Source organism: Flavobacterium azizsancarii, from assembly GCF_027980145.1.
Taxonomy (GTDB): domain Bacteria; phylum Bacteroidota; class Bacteroidia; order Flavobacteriales; family Flavobacteriaceae; genus Flavobacterium; species Flavobacterium azizsancarii.
The window spans coordinates 92,045-107,710 of record NZ_JAMZNK010000006.1 but is presented as its reverse complement, the minus strand read 5'-3'; the positions used below and the strand labels follow the sequence as shown (position 1 = coordinate 107,710).

The 15,666-nt window shown below is 32.2% G+C and carries 14 protein-coding genes and 1 tRNA gene; 8 read left to right on the top strand and 7 right to left on the bottom strand.

The genetic code is table 11. From position 1 onward, the window contains the following. Nucleotides 1-94 precede the first annotated feature (94 nt). The 5 genes from NJT12_RS05900 to NJT12_RS05880 form a co-directional block, all read right to left on the bottom strand. Nucleotides 95-649: a porin family protein gene (locus NJT12_RS05900; protein ID WP_271334958.1), complete on the bottom strand. Its 555-nt coding sequence runs from the start codon at nt 647-649 to the stop codon at nt 95-97. Nucleotides 650-1,104: 455 nt separating this feature from the next. Then, nucleotides 1,105-1,644: a DUF3575 domain-containing protein gene (locus NJT12_RS05895; protein WP_271334957.1), complete on the bottom strand. Its 540-nt coding sequence runs from the start codon at nt 1,642-1,644 to the stop codon at nt 1,105-1,107. An 88-nt stretch (nt 1,645-1,732) separates the two neighbouring features. Continuing rightward, complete coding sequence (locus NJT12_RS05890) at nt 1,733-2,869, bottom strand: helix-turn-helix domain-containing protein (protein ID WP_271334956.1); 1,137 nt, start codon at nt 2,867-2,869, stop codon at nt 1,733-1,735. Nucleotides 2,870-3,217: 348 nt separating this feature from the next. Continuing rightward, nucleotides 3,218-3,913 (bottom strand): pseudouridine synthase, encoded by a 696-nt coding sequence (locus NJT12_RS05885; RefSeq protein ID WP_271334955.1) that lies wholly within the window; start codon nt 3,911-3,913, stop codon nt 3,218-3,220. An 835-nt stretch (nt 3,914-4,748) separates the two neighbouring features. Then, the gene (locus tag NJT12_RS05880) at nt 4,749-5,084 is read right to left on the bottom strand and encodes a helix-turn-helix domain-containing protein (protein ID WP_271334954.1); all 336 of its coding nucleotides are present in this window, start codon (nt 5,082-5,084) and stop codon (nt 4,749-4,751) included. A 286-nt stretch (nt 5,085-5,370) separates the two neighbouring features. Here NJT12_RS05880 and NJT12_RS05875 point away from each other — a divergent pair, with 286 nt between their 5' ends. The 6 genes from NJT12_RS05875 to NJT12_RS25115 all read left to right on the top strand — a co-directional run bounded on the left by NJT12_RS05875 (nt 5,371) and on the right by NJT12_RS25115 (nt 12,214). After that, the gene (locus NJT12_RS05875; protein WP_271334953.1) at nt 5,371-5,703 is read left to right on the top strand and encodes a hypothetical protein; all 333 of its coding nucleotides are present in this window, start codon (nt 5,371-5,373) and stop codon (nt 5,701-5,703) included. 65 nt (nt 5,704-5,768) lie between these two features. Then, on the top strand, nt 5,769-6,542 hold the full coding sequence (locus NJT12_RS05870) for a GLPGLI family protein (RefSeq protein WP_271334952.1): 774 nt from the start codon (nt 5,769-5,771) through the stop codon (nt 6,540-6,542). Nucleotides 6,543-6,547: 5 nt separating this feature from the next. Continuing rightward, nucleotides 6,548-9,229, top strand: a complete 2,682-nt coding sequence (locus NJT12_RS05865) for a carboxypeptidase regulatory-like domain-containing protein (RefSeq protein ID WP_271334951.1) — start codon at nt 6,548-6,550, stop codon at nt 9,227-9,229. Nucleotides 9,230-9,482: 253 nt separating this feature from the next. After that, nucleotides 9,483-9,920 (top strand): conjugal transfer protein MobA, encoded by a 438-nt coding sequence (gene mobA, locus NJT12_RS05860; RefSeq protein WP_271334950.1) that lies wholly within the window; start codon nt 9,483-9,485, stop codon nt 9,918-9,920. A gap of 370 nt (nt 9,921-10,290) precedes the next feature. Then, complete coding sequence (locus NJT12_RS05855; protein ID WP_271334949.1) at nt 10,291-10,551, top strand: hypothetical protein; 261 nt, start codon at nt 10,291-10,293, stop codon at nt 10,549-10,551. Between the two features lie 10 nt (nt 10,552-10,561). Then, nucleotides 10,562-12,214 (top strand): recombinase family protein, encoded by a 1,653-nt coding sequence (locus NJT12_RS25115; protein WP_414655382.1) that lies wholly within the window; start codon nt 10,562-10,564, stop codon nt 12,212-12,214. Here NJT12_RS25115 and NJT12_RS05850 read toward each other — a convergent pair. Beyond that, nucleotides 12,174-12,246: transfer RNA gene (locus NJT12_RS05850), tRNA-Met, on the bottom strand. The two genes, NJT12_RS25115 and NJT12_RS05850, sit on opposite strands and share 41 nt — an antisense overlap. A gap of 116 nt (nt 12,247-12,362) precedes the next feature. On the opposite strand from NJT12_RS05850, the gene era reads away from it, so the two are divergent. Then, the gene (era, locus tag NJT12_RS05845) at nt 12,363-13,244 is read left to right on the top strand and encodes a GTPase Era (RefSeq protein ID WP_041517423.1); all 882 of its coding nucleotides are present in this window, start codon (nt 12,363-12,365) and stop codon (nt 13,242-13,244) included. A gap of 382 nt (nt 13,245-13,626) precedes the next feature. Here era and NJT12_RS05840 read toward each other — a convergent pair whose 3' ends face one another. Continuing rightward, nucleotides 13,627-13,989, bottom strand: coding sequence for a GTP-binding protein (locus NJT12_RS05840; RefSeq protein WP_271334948.1), 363 nt, complete (start codon nt 13,987-13,989; stop codon nt 13,627-13,629). Between the two features lie 243 nt (nt 13,990-14,232). Between NJT12_RS05840 and der the strand changes: the two genes are divergently transcribed. Then, a complete protein-coding gene (gene der, locus NJT12_RS05835) occupies nt 14,233-15,543 on the top strand; it encodes a ribosome biogenesis GTPase Der (protein WP_271334947.1) in 1,311 nt (436 codons plus the stop codon). The last annotated feature ends 123 nt before the right edge of the window (nt 15,544-15,666 follow it).

Below are 15,666 nucleotides of genomic sequence, written 5' to 3'. Positions count from 1 at the left end.
TGTAATAGGTAAAACGAGTACAAATCACACCGGTAAAAAAGGCGGCTATATTCCTAGGCAGTCTTAGGGATAAAAGCCATACAATTATTAAGTTCTAGAAGAAGAAATAACCAACAGATACTTGAAATACTCCGTTTTTATTTTTAATGGAAGAATTATCCACATTATTAATATCAGTTAATCCCAGATTGTATCGTACCCCAAAATTAAGTCCGTTGTCAAGTTTATAGCCTAAGCCAAAATTAATACCAAAATCAAAAGTATTAAAAGCATCTTTTACATCTGTCTTCTCATTTTTAGCAGAAAGTAAAAAACCTATTTGCGGTCCGGCTTCCACACTTAATCCTTTTGTTACATAATATTTTCCCATTAAAGGAATGTTCAGATAATTTAAAGCAACGGTATTGTCATTGAAACTATATCCCTGACCGGAATACATTAATTCAGGTTGAAAAGAAAATTTATCTGAGATTGGAATTTCTGATACAACACCAAAATTAAATGATGTTACGACATCAAGACCTTTGGTATTATCTCCGCTGACATTTGCAAAGTTTAAACCTCCTTTAGCACCAAATTTAATTTTTTGGGCATTGACATTTGCGAATCCTAAAACTGTAAGAACAGCTAGTAATAAAAAATTTTTCATAAAATGTGATTTGAATTATTTGAATGCAAAATTCACATAAGAAAAACTAGAAAAGGTTTCAAAAGCTTAAAAATGGATAAATTGGCACTTATTTACTTATCTTTTTTTTCTCAAAGCCACAGATTAAAGGATTAAAAAAATTAGAAAAATCTGCCTGATCTCCTAAATCTGCCTGAAATAAAAAAAATTTACAATTTTAGGAGAGATTTATTTTGCAACAAATCATGGAAATCTCCTTAAGGTGATATTGGGCGTGAGTGTCCCGCTCGTAAACGCAAAGTTGTTTCAGGGGAGTCCAAAATAAAAAAGCTCTGGATTTCTCTAAAGCTTTATCTTAGTGGCCTACCGTTTGTAAACAAATATTATAAATCAATTTTGAACACGAATTTCACTAATTGACACAAATTCATTACGTGAAATTAATTTCGCAAACTAATATTTATTTTATCAGTTTATTAAAATCTATATCCAGCGCTCAATCCAAATTTTGCAACAATAGTGTGGTCTGTTTTATTTGCATTAAATAATAGACCGCCATAACCAACATTTGCTTCAAAAAGAAATCCGCTTTTACTGACCCACTTCCAGCCTCCGCCTGCACCGAGAGCAAAATCAATAACGTCGGGATTTTCGGTATATATTGAATGATCTTCTGAAGCGTATATTTTTTTGCCATCTATAGAAGTCAGCATTCCAAATCCTTCAACAAACCAGCCTGATGCATATTTTTTACCAAAATATCTTCTGTAATACGGAGATACGGAATAATTTAAATCTTCTTCATTCTTTGTATTGTCAAACACATAATAAAAAGAAAGTCCTAATGACGAATTATGATTTAAATGCCTTTCGTAACCAACCTGAAAAGATTGCCATAAAGGAGCAATTGCATTTAATTTAATTTCATTATTTTTCTGATAAGGATCAGTTTCATTTTGAGCATGAGCAGAATAAAAGGCAAACAAAACGATAAGTAGTAAAAAGTTTTTTTTCATAAAAAGTGATTTGAATTATTTGAATCCAAAATTCGCAGAAGAAAAACTAGAAAAGGTTTCAAAAGCTTAGGAATGTATAAAATGGTACTTATTTGCTGGTGTTTTTATATTCATTGGGTGTCTGACCAGTAACTTTTTTAAAAGCTTTGTAAAAAGTCGTTTTAGACGTAAACCCGGATTCTAATCCCATCGTCAACAAATTATAGTTGCCATATTCAGAATTTGAGATCATTTCCTTGACAGCTTCAACCCGATATTGATTGATGTAATGAGCAAAGTTATCTCCTGTTATCGTGTTTATAATTTGTGAAACATATCCTGGGCTTATACCTAGTTTTTCGGCAACCTTTTCTCTGTTTAAAGTACTGTCAGTATAAATGTGCTGATCTTTGCAAAGAAGTTCCAGTTTTTGAAAATAAAGATTATCAGCCGTGATTGCTTCCCTGTATTCTTCGGGTCTGCTATTTTCTACAATTTGTAGATTGCTATAGGAAATAGCGAAGTCATTATTTAGAAAATTGTAGACAGCATCTTTGTCTTTGGCCAGTTTGTATTTGTAAATACCTATGTAAGCTGTCCAATGAATTATGAATGTTGCTGATAAAGCGAGAGCACTCAAAGTAGAAGAAATGTCATATTCAAGAAATAGGCCAGCCAGACAAGTAATAAGCCAGGCAAATAACAAAGAAGAAACAATTGTTAATAAGGTAATGATCCATTTTTTTTCTTGTGAATCTTTTAAATGTCTTATAATAAAATAAGAGTAAAGCAGCAGGGAGGGTATAAATGTAACGGCTAAAAAAAGTTGAATAAGACCAAGTATTGTGATTATAGCTGTACCTAATTTAGGAATAGCATAAAGTCCTGCAACATGATCAAGGTCGTTTATAATATTAAGGACAGCGGAATAGACAAAGGGAATAAAACACAAATAAATTTTTTGTTTGTTTTTAACAGAATCATCAATCCGGTTTATAATAAACAGAAATAGAAAAGCAGGTAACAGAAATGGCCATACGACATTGTCAATAATGTGTAGAAGAGGATAGGAAGTATATGCATCTTCAATCTGAAAAACCTGAGTAAGTAAAATAATTGAAAGTGTAAATAGTAAATACGCCAGATATTTATTTGAATTACTATTGAATAAGGAAGACCTTAAAATAATTAAGCCCAAGACTATACCTTGAAAAATCGCAATATTTAAAAGTGTTGTATAAATCAATTTTTTAATATAAAAGTTGCTTCTAAGATTTGTTCTGGGATATCATGATAATCAGTCATTTTTTTAAACATAACTTATTTCATACGAATTGACAAGACGAATTTATAGTAATACTAATTACTTCCTTAAAGGATTAAGAAATGATTAACTAAAATGTTTCGCCCCAAAAAGCTCTCATGCAAGCTGTACGATTGTTTCCTGAATTCGCACCTGAATCAGAGATTGTTTTGTAAATGGATATAAGCGAAAAAAGCTCCAGATTTCTCTGAAGCTTTGTATCAATAGCGCCAAGCATTGAAATAGCTGCAGTATTTTAGCATACACATCTTAAATTTCAAAATTGTTATTCTATTTATACTTACTCAAATCCAGATTAAGAATAGTACCAACCCTGCTAAACTCTTCATTAATCCTGGCATTCAGGATGAGCTGTTCATTTTTTATTGGATGATTAAAAATTAACTGATGTGCGTGAAGCATCATTCCTTTCAGGTCATAATTCTCCAGCCATAATTTATTTTGTTTGTTGCAACCATGTGGCCGACTTCCTAAAATAGGATGAAAAATATGTTTAAAATGTTTTCGTAATTGATGCATACGTCCCGTTTCAGGAATCGCCTCTACCAAACAATATCGTGACGTGGGCTTGTTGTTAAATTCTAACTCAACTTCGGCATTTTGCAAACGATGAAAGTATGTTATTGCATTTTGTGTAACGTTATCATCATTGGTTAAATCATAATCAATCGTTTGTTCTTCGGGCGACCAGCCCCGTAAAATTGCTAAATATTTTTTTTCGACTTCGCGTGTGGCAAAACGATCATTCATAATTTTCAAAACTTCCTTATCCAATGCAAATAACAAGACACCAGATGTTTTGCGATCTAACCGATGAACGGGATAAACATGTTGCCCTATTTGATTTCTCAATTCCTGAATAGCATACACTTTTGCATCGCGCGCATAAAATGACTTGTGAACCAATAATCCGCTTGGTTTATTAATTGCTATAATATATTCGTCCTGGTAAAGAATTTCTAACATTTGGCAAAAGTAAACGAGATTTCGATTAAAATCACTTTTAGGACTTATTTGTTTCTATACTTTCTCTACAGCTAGTGTGAGCAAAGAGATATTTGACAAAATGGGCTAAAGCCTTGTTTTAATAGCGAGAAACATTTCTCTGCTTTTTGTTTGCATTTCCGCTCATATAAGTGCCAAAAAAGCATCAATCAGATTAAAAGTGTATTTGATAGTTTGTAGTGAAAAAATTATATATTTGAAAATAAATAATGTGTGAAATTTATCACAAATATCTACCCGAATTTGGTTGGCTTTGTGTGGTTTGTAATAGGCATAAACAAGTTAGCAGTTACCTTAAAGAAACAATAGTGAATAATACAATTTTAGCATTAGAAAAATTAAAAAGCATTGAAAAATTCTCAAGCGAAGAATGGGAAAATCGTGGATTGAATCCTTCAGAAAAAAGTCTATGCGTGTAATAATGTATAGTATGAAAAGACTGTAAAAATGGCTTTTCACTTTTTAAAGCTGTAGGTGTAGTTTGGGAAATCAAGAAAATAGTACAGAAAAAAATACAGCCGGCAAAGACTTAATATATCTGAAAATCTTAATTTAAAACCAGAACAAAAGAGAAAACAGTTTTTTCGATCAAAAAGTAAAAAACCCACAGCATTAGATTAAATTAACTCTTGAATAATTAAGGGGGGTAAAGGTTTTGAAACAGTATTAAAATCAGAAGGAAACGACATAATTTAAAGCCTTTTCAATTAACAGTAATAGTTTATAATTTTAAAATTAAAAACAGGAGTATTGAAAAAATCTAATTTTTAAAGATTATTTTGAATTGAAAATATATTTATATTTTATCACTTTCTCCTCTGAGCAATTTGATCAGATCATCCTTTTCTTTAATACGAAGTTCATATTGGTCAATAAACAGCTTAGGTACTGTAACGTATTTTATACTTTCTTGATCTAAATTGTTAGATTTATTTGTTTCTTCTCCAAAAAGCAATGCGATATTAGTGTCCAATAACTTGGAAATTTTTACGATTTCGTCAGGTGAAAAATGTATTTCGCCTTTTTCTCTTCTGCAGTATTGAGATTGTTCCAAGCTTAGCTCATGAGCAATATAGCTTTGGGATAATTTTTTTTCTATTCTTAAGGCTCGTATTCTTTTATTCAATTTCATAAATTATAAAAACAAAAAAGATCAATTATATTTAACAGAAATAGCTTATTAAAACAAGAGAGGACAGTAACTTTTTTTTATACTCACTATGTGATAATTTTATTGTTAAAATTTTTAGTATTATGTGATTTGCACATTTTTTGAAAAATAATAATATTGTTTATTTGTGACCTATTTACTACACTCTAAAATATTCAAAAGCGCTTTTGAATTTTTTGAAGAGCTATGTATTTCTAATCATTTAATTAAAATCTTATTTATGAAAAATTTATTTTTAACATTGTGTATGTCAATGTTTGCTATTGGAGCATTTGCAAATGAATCTTTAGATCTTAACAAGATCGCAAAGAATAGCGGTGCTGAAATTCAGTATTTTGAAAATGGCTTTGCGGTGGCTTACGGCTGTTCAGTTTATATCGCATGGCATGATAGTCATGGTAGTTACTCCAATACATGGAGTTTTCCTAATGTTAGATCTCAAAGCGGATGCAATCAAATGATGAGAGAACTTTTAGCAGTTCTTCAGGAAGCACCAATGGCTTATCCTATAGATCCTCTGGAGGAAGCGCCTATCCGTTTTATCCCAGAAGAGCCTGAATTTGGTACAGAAGGAAATTAGAAAAAACAGAATCTCAAAATACGATTTAGAAATATTTCTAAATCGTATTTTCTAAAAAAATAAAAATGAAAAATTTTGCTCTTGCAATAATCTTACTTTTCGTGTTTTCAGCCAATGCTCAGGTTAAAAATGTAGTGATCGAATATAACCTAAATGCGTCTAATGAAAATTATGTGCAAAAAAAAGTCGTTACCATCTGCGCTAAAAACACATCCCTTTCCAAAACTTATGCAAATAATGCAAAAGCAGGAATTCAAACCGATGAAAATACCAATTCAATTAACGTTACAGAAAAAGAAATTGATACCTATGAATCAGTTGATTTAGTTAACAACAGGGTTATTGCTATTGATAATATAAAAAACAAAAACTTCAAGATAACCGAGCCACTTCCAGTTATGGATTGGAAACTTTCAAAAGATAATGAGGTAAAGAAAATTGATACTTTTATCTGCAGTAAAGCTTTTTTGAGTTTCAGAGGACGTAACTATATTGCATGGTACACCCCATATATTGCTGTGCCATTCGGGCCTTGGAAATTTTACGGTCTCCCTGGGCTGATTCTTGAGATTTACGATACAAATAATAATTATCACTGGACGGTATCAAAAATTTCTTATCCTTTGACTAATAACGCTGATTTGACCGTTTTGGATAAGCAAAATGCTAAAGATATAACTTTAAAAGATTTTGTTGAAGAGATAGAAAAACAAAAACAAATCATGTATGCCCGTATTATGAAAGTAATGCCACGCGGGACAACAATGGAAAAAGGAACAGATAACAGAACAAGCGTAGAGCTGGTTTATGAATGGGAAGCTGAAAAGAAAAATAAATAGAAATTTTGAGTATAAAACACATTCCGATTATTTTTTTTTTGCTGGCACAAATTATAACAACTAGTTCTCTATATTCTCAAACTTCTGTCACTGGAGTTGTCCGCGATAAGGATTCCAATCCCATTTCTTTTACTAACGTATTTATTAAATTAAAAAGCAGTAATTCTATCAAGGCTTATACTAGGACATCTAAAGATGGAAGTTACGTTCTGAATATCGAAGAGCCGGGTAGTTACGAAATCAGTTTTACAGCATTATTATATAAGGAGGCTTTATTTCAAATTTCCGTCGAAACGGGTAAAAAATATGTTCAAAATGCAATTCTTCAAGATGAAACAACTTTTCTGGATGAAGTTGTTATTAAGACTGAAAAACCAATTACAGTTAAAAGTGATACAATAGTAATTAATGCAAAAGCATTTGCACAGGGAAACGAAACTGTTGTTGAAGACTTATTACGAAAAATACCGGGACTTAATATTTCAGAAAATGGAACGATTAAAGTTGGTAATAAAGAAGTTGAAAAGGTAATGATAGCTGGCGATGATTTTTTTGAGCATGGGTATAAACTTTTGACCAAAAATCTGAACGCGTCAACCGTTGATAAAATCGAAATTTACAAAAGATATTCTAATAATCGACTGTTGAAAAATATTGAGAATAGTGATAAAGTCGCCATTAATCTTACTTTAAAAGACGATATAAAATCTCAATGGTTCGGAAACATGAGTGTGGGCTATGGTGTAGCTTCAGAAAACAGGTATGATGTGAGAACTAATTTGATGTCTTTTGACAAAAAAGCGAAATTCTATTTATTGGGAAATCTTAATAATGTAGGAGTTGATGCTGTCGGGGATATAGATTATATAATAAGACCAGTTAATTCAGATGGAATAAGTAGTATTGGAGATGATGAAAATTCTGAAACACTGCTAAGTCTTGACAGTTCAAAACCTAATCTCAAAGAGGAAAGAACCAACTTTAATAACGCAGAGCTAGTATCTCTAAATTCTATTTTCACAATTACTTCTAAAATAAAATTAAAAATAATCGGTTTTTTTAATTCTGATAAAAATGATTTTTACCGAAAAGCAATAGATGAATATTCTTTTGAAAATACCATGTTTAGTAATTTTGAGGATTACAATTTAAATAAGAAGAAAAAAATTGGTTTTGGCAAAATAAATTTCAACTATGATATTTCTAATAATGAATCCTTTGAATACATATCTAAATACAGTTCAGAAATAAGAAATACACATACAAATTTAATCTTTAATGAAGAAAAATCCAGAGAAAAGCTTCATGAGGAAACAGAATTTATAGATCAAAAGGCAGTGTATACCAATAGATTTAAAAGCAATAAAGTTTTAATTTTTACCGGAAGACTGATAAGTGAAAAGACGCCTCAAAATTATTACAACAACGTTTTTCTTTTTGAAGATTTATTGCCAGATGGCACTAATGCTGATAATTTAGCTCAGAACAGTAATGATCAGATGAATTTTTTTGGTTTTGAAACTCATTTCTTTGATAAAAAAGAAAAAGGAAACCTTTTAGAATTTAAAGCAGGGTATGAAAATAGAAGGGATTATTTTAATTCGAAATTAGAATTCTTAGAGAACAATAATACTATTGCTTCTCCTGCCGATTATTCAAATCAAATAAAATTCGGCACACAAGATCTTTATTTCAAATCAAAATATAATTATTTTTTTAGAAAATTTGTTATTGAAGCCAAGGTGGAATTACATCAGCTGTTTTCTGATCTCAAGACTTCTGAAATCGATCAAAATAATAATAATTTCTTTATTAACCCCTCTTTTGTTTTAAGCTGGGAGATCAATAAAAATAATAAAGTCAGTACTTCATTTTCTTATAATACAACAAATTCCAAAATTTTAGATGTATATAATGGATATGTACTGACAAGTTATAAAAGCTTTCAAAAAGGAACAGGCCAATTTAATCAGCTACAGTCACAAGTATTGTTTGTTAGATATGGACTGGGAAATTGGGAAAGTAAATTTTCATCAAATGCTTCTATTTATTACTATAAAAATTTTGACTTTTTCTCCACTAATTCGGAGATACAACCCAGTTATTCAAAGTTAGAGAAAATCATAATTAAAAACAGGTCTATGTTTAGGGCAGATGCTGATATAAGTTATTTTTTTAGCAGTATTAAATCTAATTTAAAAATTGACGCCAATTATTCCAAAAGTAATTATAAAAACATTGTAAATAACAGTGAATTAAGGGAAGTAAAATCTGAAGTACTAGTACCCGGGATTCAAATGAGATCAAATTTTAAAGGTTTTTTGAATTATCACATCGGAAGTAAATGGACAATAAATAAAATTACAACATCAATTGTCAATAAGAATACTGATAACCTTACTTTTTTTGATCTTTTGCTTAGTTTTACAAAAGATTTTAATGCTGAAATTCAGGCGGAAAGATATTATTTTGGTAATTTAAATGTTCAAGATAATAAATATTACTTTCTTGATATTAGTTCAAACTATAAATTAAAGAAAGACAAAGTTTCTTTATCATTATCAGCTAACAACTTATTTAATACTAAAACCTTTAGGCAGACTTACATAAGTGATGTCCTTACTTCAAAAACAGAATACAGGATTCTGCCTCGCTATATTCTTTTCAAAATTGATTATAGATTTTAATATTTTTTGAAAGAATAAGTATGCTCAGAAAATAATTTAATAATAGGTAGTCCTTTTTCCATATCTCCTCTCTAGTTGTTTTTTTAAGATGTGGCTTTACTTGGCAGAAGATGTCCTGTCTTAAAGGTTTAAAGACTGTGTATTTGAAGCAACTAAGCCAGATGCTTCCAAACACTTTTCAGTACTTCCAAATAATGGAATAAATACTGATTATAAAATATATTGGTTTTAAGTAAAACCATTAATTGAAGTCATGGAAAATGAACAAAAAAAGAACCCGCATAAAGGAGGCAGACCTATCAAAATTGATCCCGCAGTCCACCGTTATTCAATTAGTCTTACTGCTGAAGAAAATGTCCGTTTCCTGACTCTTTTTGAAACATCAGGAATGAATGTCATGGCGCACTTTATCACAGCATGTGTTTTCCAAAAAGGAATCAAAACGGTCAAGATTGATAAAGCGACGATGGATTATTATATGCGCCTGACTACTTTTTACAGCCAGTTTAGGGCTGTTGGGGTTAATTACAATCAGGTTGTAAAGATTTTGTATCAAAAATTTTCAGAAAGGAAGGCTTCGGCATTTTTGTACAAACTGGAAAAGCAGACCGCAGAATTTGCTTTTTTATGTCAAAAGATAATACAGCTTACAGAGGAATTTGAAGAAAAGCACCTGAAAAAAGATTCTTGATAAAAGGGGAAACTGTAAGGGCAGTAAGTCTGTACGAATGCTGATTCACTTCCAATGTGTGAAACATGATTTTCAATGTACCATATACAAAGAATTGATATGATACATCTGTAAGATTTTATAAATTACTATTTATTAAAAGATACATTTTGGTTATGTTGTACTATCACTTTTTAATTTATTGTATAGGTTGTTCGCTGGTAATTTTGTTTTGAATATTAAGACATTAAAAGACAAAGAATATCCACGCAGTACCCTTACCGGAATTACTTCACAGATGCATTTTTAAATTTATTACATAAGTGTAATAATGTATAAGTGGCAAAGACTGTTAAAATGGTCTTTCGCTTTTTAAAGCTGGAGGTTCAGGATGGGAAATAAAGAAAAGAGTACAGGAAAAAATACAGCAGGCAGAAACTTAATAAAGCCGAAAGCTGAAAATCTTGGTTTAAGACTAGATCAAAAAGAAAGCGGTTTCAGCGATCAAAAAGTAAAAGCCCAACACAATCAGGCAAAGTTAACTCTTGAAGAATTAAGAAGCTGTAAAGGTTTTGAAACAGTATCAGAATCGGAAGGACAGGAAATAATTGAAAGCCTTTTTCAATTAGCGGTAATAGTTTATAATTATTAAAATTAAAAACATGAGTATTGAAAGTTTTAAAAAATTTCAAAAAGAAAAATTTGCTCAAAAAATTGAGGTAAAAGAAATCTGGGGCTACACAAGGGTAAGCTCTAAACTCCAGCTGGTTAATAACAGTCTGGAAGAACAGCGCAGTGAAATAGTTCAGTTTGCCTCAAAGAATGGCTATACTCTTAAAAATATACTGGGAGGTACTTATGAAAGTGCTTCTGGGGATTTCACACGCAAAGAATTTACAAAGCTATTGGATGAGGTTAAAAGCGCCAAGCAGAAACCTTTCGCAATTGCCATCAAATTTATCAGCAGATTCTCCAGAACTGGAGGAAATGCGATTACTATTGTGCAAGAACTGGTGGATAAGCTGGGTGTCCATTTGATTGAAACATCATCAGGACTCTGCACTAATGATGAGTACAGCAAGCTGGATATTTACGGAAAGCTCCTAGATGCCAGAAGAGAGAACATGGACAGATTGGAAAAAACAATTCCTGGGATGAAGGCACTGCTTAGATCAGGAAACTGGCTTGGCAAAGCTCCCAGAGGCTATACTATGCGTGGAAGAAAAGTAGGAGACTATGCTTTGATGCAGGATACGCAGTCTATTACCATCAATCATGAAGGAGAAATTTTAAAAAAGGCTTGGAAATGGAAGCTGGCAGGGGAAAGGGATTTTGTAATCAGAGAGAAACTTGAAAAACTGAATCTGATTATTTCCAAACAAGGGATAAGTTCTATGTGGCGCAATCCATTTTACTGCGGAATATCGGTCAATGCACTCCTTGAAGAGCCAGTAAAAGGAAATTGGGAGGGACTAGTCAGTGAGGAAGATTTCCTGAAAATTGACAATATGCTTTCTGAGGGCAATAAAATTGCGGTTAAGGAATATTCCAAAACTAAAATCAATGAGTTCAGACCCCTGACAGGATTTTTAAGATGTGAGTACGGATGCCTTTTGACAAGCTATGAGGTTCGAGAAAAGAAAGCACACTATTACAAGTGCCAGAAATGTAAAAATGCAAGTTTTAATGCACTTACTACCAAGAAAGCAAAAACGGAAGGACTCAATGAGTCTTTTGAACGTTTTCTGTCCAATTATTCATTACAACCGCGATTTAAAGAACCTTTCAAAATACAGCTCAATAAATTCTTTGATGAAGTAAACGCAGAGGCTCAAGATGAAATGAAAAGTTTGCAGTCAAGGAAAAAAGAGGTGGAAGCTAAAATTGAGAATTTGGATAAACGCTACTTCGATAATCCGAATTTTGGCAATGAAAAGTACAACAGATATGCACTTGAATTTGAGACCGAATTAAAGATGATTGAAAGCCAGATTCATATGACTTCAAAAAAAATATCTAACCACAGCAGACACATTGATAAGGTAGTAGAAAAAGTTACGAATATCAATAAATACTGGAAAGAAGGAGATATTAATAGTAAAATTAGGATTCAAAAATTGGTATTTCCAGAAGGCTTGTCAATTAGGGCTGAAAACAGGCAGTATCTAACTAAAAAAGTGAACCTAGTTTTTGCTTTAATCTCAACGTTTGCAAGGGCTGAGATAGGTAATAAAAAACAAAAAACCCATCAAAATTTTGATGGGTTATTCTCTGTAGCGGGAACAGGACTCGAACCTGTGACCTTCGGGTTATGAGCCCGACGAGCTGCCTACTGCTCTATCCCGCGTTGTTTCGGGTGCAAAGATACGCCGTTTTTTGAGAAATCCAACGAAAACTTTAAAAAATGTTTTATTTTCTGTATTGAGTTGATATGACTACCTTTGCAAATTAAATAATACACAAATGTCACATAAAGCAGGTTTTGTAAACATCATCGGGAATCCAAACGTTGGAAAATCAACATTGATGAACGCCTTTGTTGGAGAAAGATTATCAATCATTACATCAAAAGCACAAACAACTCGTCACCGTATTCTAGGGATCGTGAATGGCGAAGATTTTCAACTTATATTATCGGATACTCCCGGAATCATCAAACCCGCTTATGAAATGCAGGAATCGATGATGAACTTTGTAAAATCAGCTTTTGAGGATGCTGATATTCTGGTTTATATGGTCGAAATAGGAGAGCAGGATCTAAAAGACGAAGCTTTCTTTAATAAAATCATTCATGCTAAAATTCCGGTTTTGTTGTTGTTGAATAAAATCGACAATTCAAATCAGGAACAATTAGAAGAGCAAGTAGCATTCTGGACAGCAAAAGTACCAAATGCTGAAATTTTCCCAATCTCGGCTTTACAGAATTTTAATGTACCGGAAGTTTTTGGGAGAATAATTGAGTTGTTACCAGAATCACCGGCATATTATCCAAAAGATCAATTAACAGACAAACCGGAACGTTTTTTCGTAAACGAAACAATTCGTGAGAAAATCTTGTTGAATTACAGCAAAGAGATTCCATATGCAGTTGAAATCGTAACAGAAGAATTTTTTGAAGATGAAAATATAATCAGAATCCGTTCGATCATTATGGTAGAACGCGAAACTCAAAAAGGAATCATTATTGGACATAAAGGTGCAGCTCTTAAAAAAGTAGGTACTGAAGCTCGTGCTGATTTAGAGAAATTCTTCGGAAAACAAATTCATATTGAACTGGTTGTAAAAGTGAACAAAAACTGGAGAAGTAACGCCAATATGTTGAAACGTTTTGGTTATAATCAATAAGAGATCAAATAGTTTTTAGATCTGAAAGTTATTAAGAAATCATTCTGTTTTTTTTAGCCCGGATCGAAATAAAAACCCCGCAGTATAAAAATATTATTGTTCTTGTATTTGCAAAGCGACCAACGGAAGCTTTGCAAATGCATTAGAACAATTTTTTTTGCGAGGAGTTGAAATGCAGAGCTGGAATAGCTCCTCAAAAAAATATAATTCTTGTAATTCATAAAAATCGTTAAGTTTCTTTATCTGTTTAAGATCCTAAGATTTCTAAAAATACTTTTTCGATTTCATTCATTTGTTTTTCGCCATTTTTCCGAATTTGCTTAGCGATAAAATAAAGCAAAATCCAGGCGATCACCATCAAGGATAGTATAATAAGATCAGTTTACACTGGTGTTTTTAGGACGTAATGAGTATAGGCGATTCCGCAAAAAATGATAAATGTTCCTGCGATCATAAAGTGCAGAAACATAAAAAATGTCCATAAATTAGGATCAGGTCCAAATAAACCACGAATGTGACTTTGATTTTTGCCTCTTGATTCCATTTCGAGATGTAAATGTGGCGACCAATATTCCTTTTTAGAGCTTTTTATATCGATCCAAATATGATACCCTTTTATTTTCAGGATGAAATCAGGCGAGTTTTTGGTGGTAAAATAGTTGAATTTCTGAAGCAGGGAATCTATGTTTTGATCGACCTCTTTGTAAAAACGCAGACGTAGACGGATATCGTTATTGGTGTCCATAAAGTAGATAATGAAGTGATTAGCTGTATAAGTTAAAGCTAATATATCAAAAAAGTGATTCTTTTTTGATTTTTAGGTGGTAATTTTCAGACATTTTCACTGAATGCTTAAAACAGTGAACTAGAAAGTAAAAAAAGACTACCTTTGCAAAAAATTAAAATAAAGCATTTTGGATTTGTAAGAGATAGGATTCTAGGAAACTAGAATTTAAATTCTGAAATCTAAAATCTAAAATTTACAAAAATGAATAACATTGTTGCGATAGTAGGAAGACCTAATGTAGGGAAATCAACCCTTTTTAATAGGCTGATACAAAGAAGAGAAGCTATTGTAGATTCAGTTTCTGGAGTTACCAGAGATAGAAACTACGGTAAAAGCGAGTGGAACGGAAAAGAGTTTTCTGTCATTGATACCGGTGGATACGTTCGCGGGTCTGATGACGTTTTTGAAGGTGAAATCCGTAAACAAGTAGAATTAGCGATCGACGAAGCTGATGTTATTATTTTTGTAGTTGATGTTGAGGAAGGTATTACACCAATGGATGACGTTGTTGCCCGTTTGTTGCGTAAAGTGACTAAGCCGGTTTTATTAGCGGTAAACAAGGTAGATAATGCCATGCGTGAGAAAGATGCAATTGAATTTTATAACCTTGGTTTAGGGGAGTATTACACGTTTGCAAGTATTTCAGGAAGTGGAACTGGAGATTTATTAGATGCTCTAATTGACTCATTTCCTGTAAAACCAGAACCAGTTCAGGAAGAAGTTGTTTTACCTCGTTTTGCTGTTGTAGGACGTCCTAATGCAGGAAAATCAAGTTTTATCAATGCATTAATTGGTAAAGAACGTTTTATGGTAACTGATATTGCAGGAACAACCCGTGATGCAATTGATACTAAATTTGACCGTTTTGGTTTTGAATTTAACCTGGTAGATACTGCGGGAATCCGTCGTAAAGCGAAGGTAAAGGAAGATTTGGAGTTTTACTCAGTAATGCGTTCTGTTCGTGCGATTGAGCATGCAGATATTTGTATCTTGATTATCGATGCTACCCGTGGGTTTGAAGGTCAGGATCAGAGTATTTTCTGGCTGGCAGAGAAAAACCGTAAAGGTGTTGTAATCTTAGTAAACAAATGGGATTTGGTCGAAAAAGATACCATGTCTACACGTGATTACGAAGCAAAAATTAGAGAAGAATTAATGCCTTTTACAGATGTGCCAATTTTGTTCGTTTCGGCTTTAACGAAACAGCGTTTATTGAAAGCATTAGAAGCTACAGTTCAGGTTTTTGAAAATAGAAAGCAAAGAATCCCAACTTCTAAATTCAATGAATTTATGTTGAAGGTGATCGAAGCTTATCCGCCGCCTGCAACAAAAGGTAAATATGTAAAAATTAAATATTGCATGCAGTTACCAACTTTAACGCCTCAGTTTGTGTTTTTTGCAAACATGCCACAGTACGTTAAAGAACCGTATAAAAGATATCTCGAAAATAAGATTAGAGAAAACTGGGACTTTTCAGGAGTACCAATCGATATTTATATCAGAGAAAAATAAAATAAATAAGTCCTCACAAGGGACTTTTTTTACGCCTTGTTTTTATTCGAATTGATGATATTCATACTAAATGGCATACTATTTGAATAAATGTTAAAAATACAATTAAACCTTTTAGCTCTT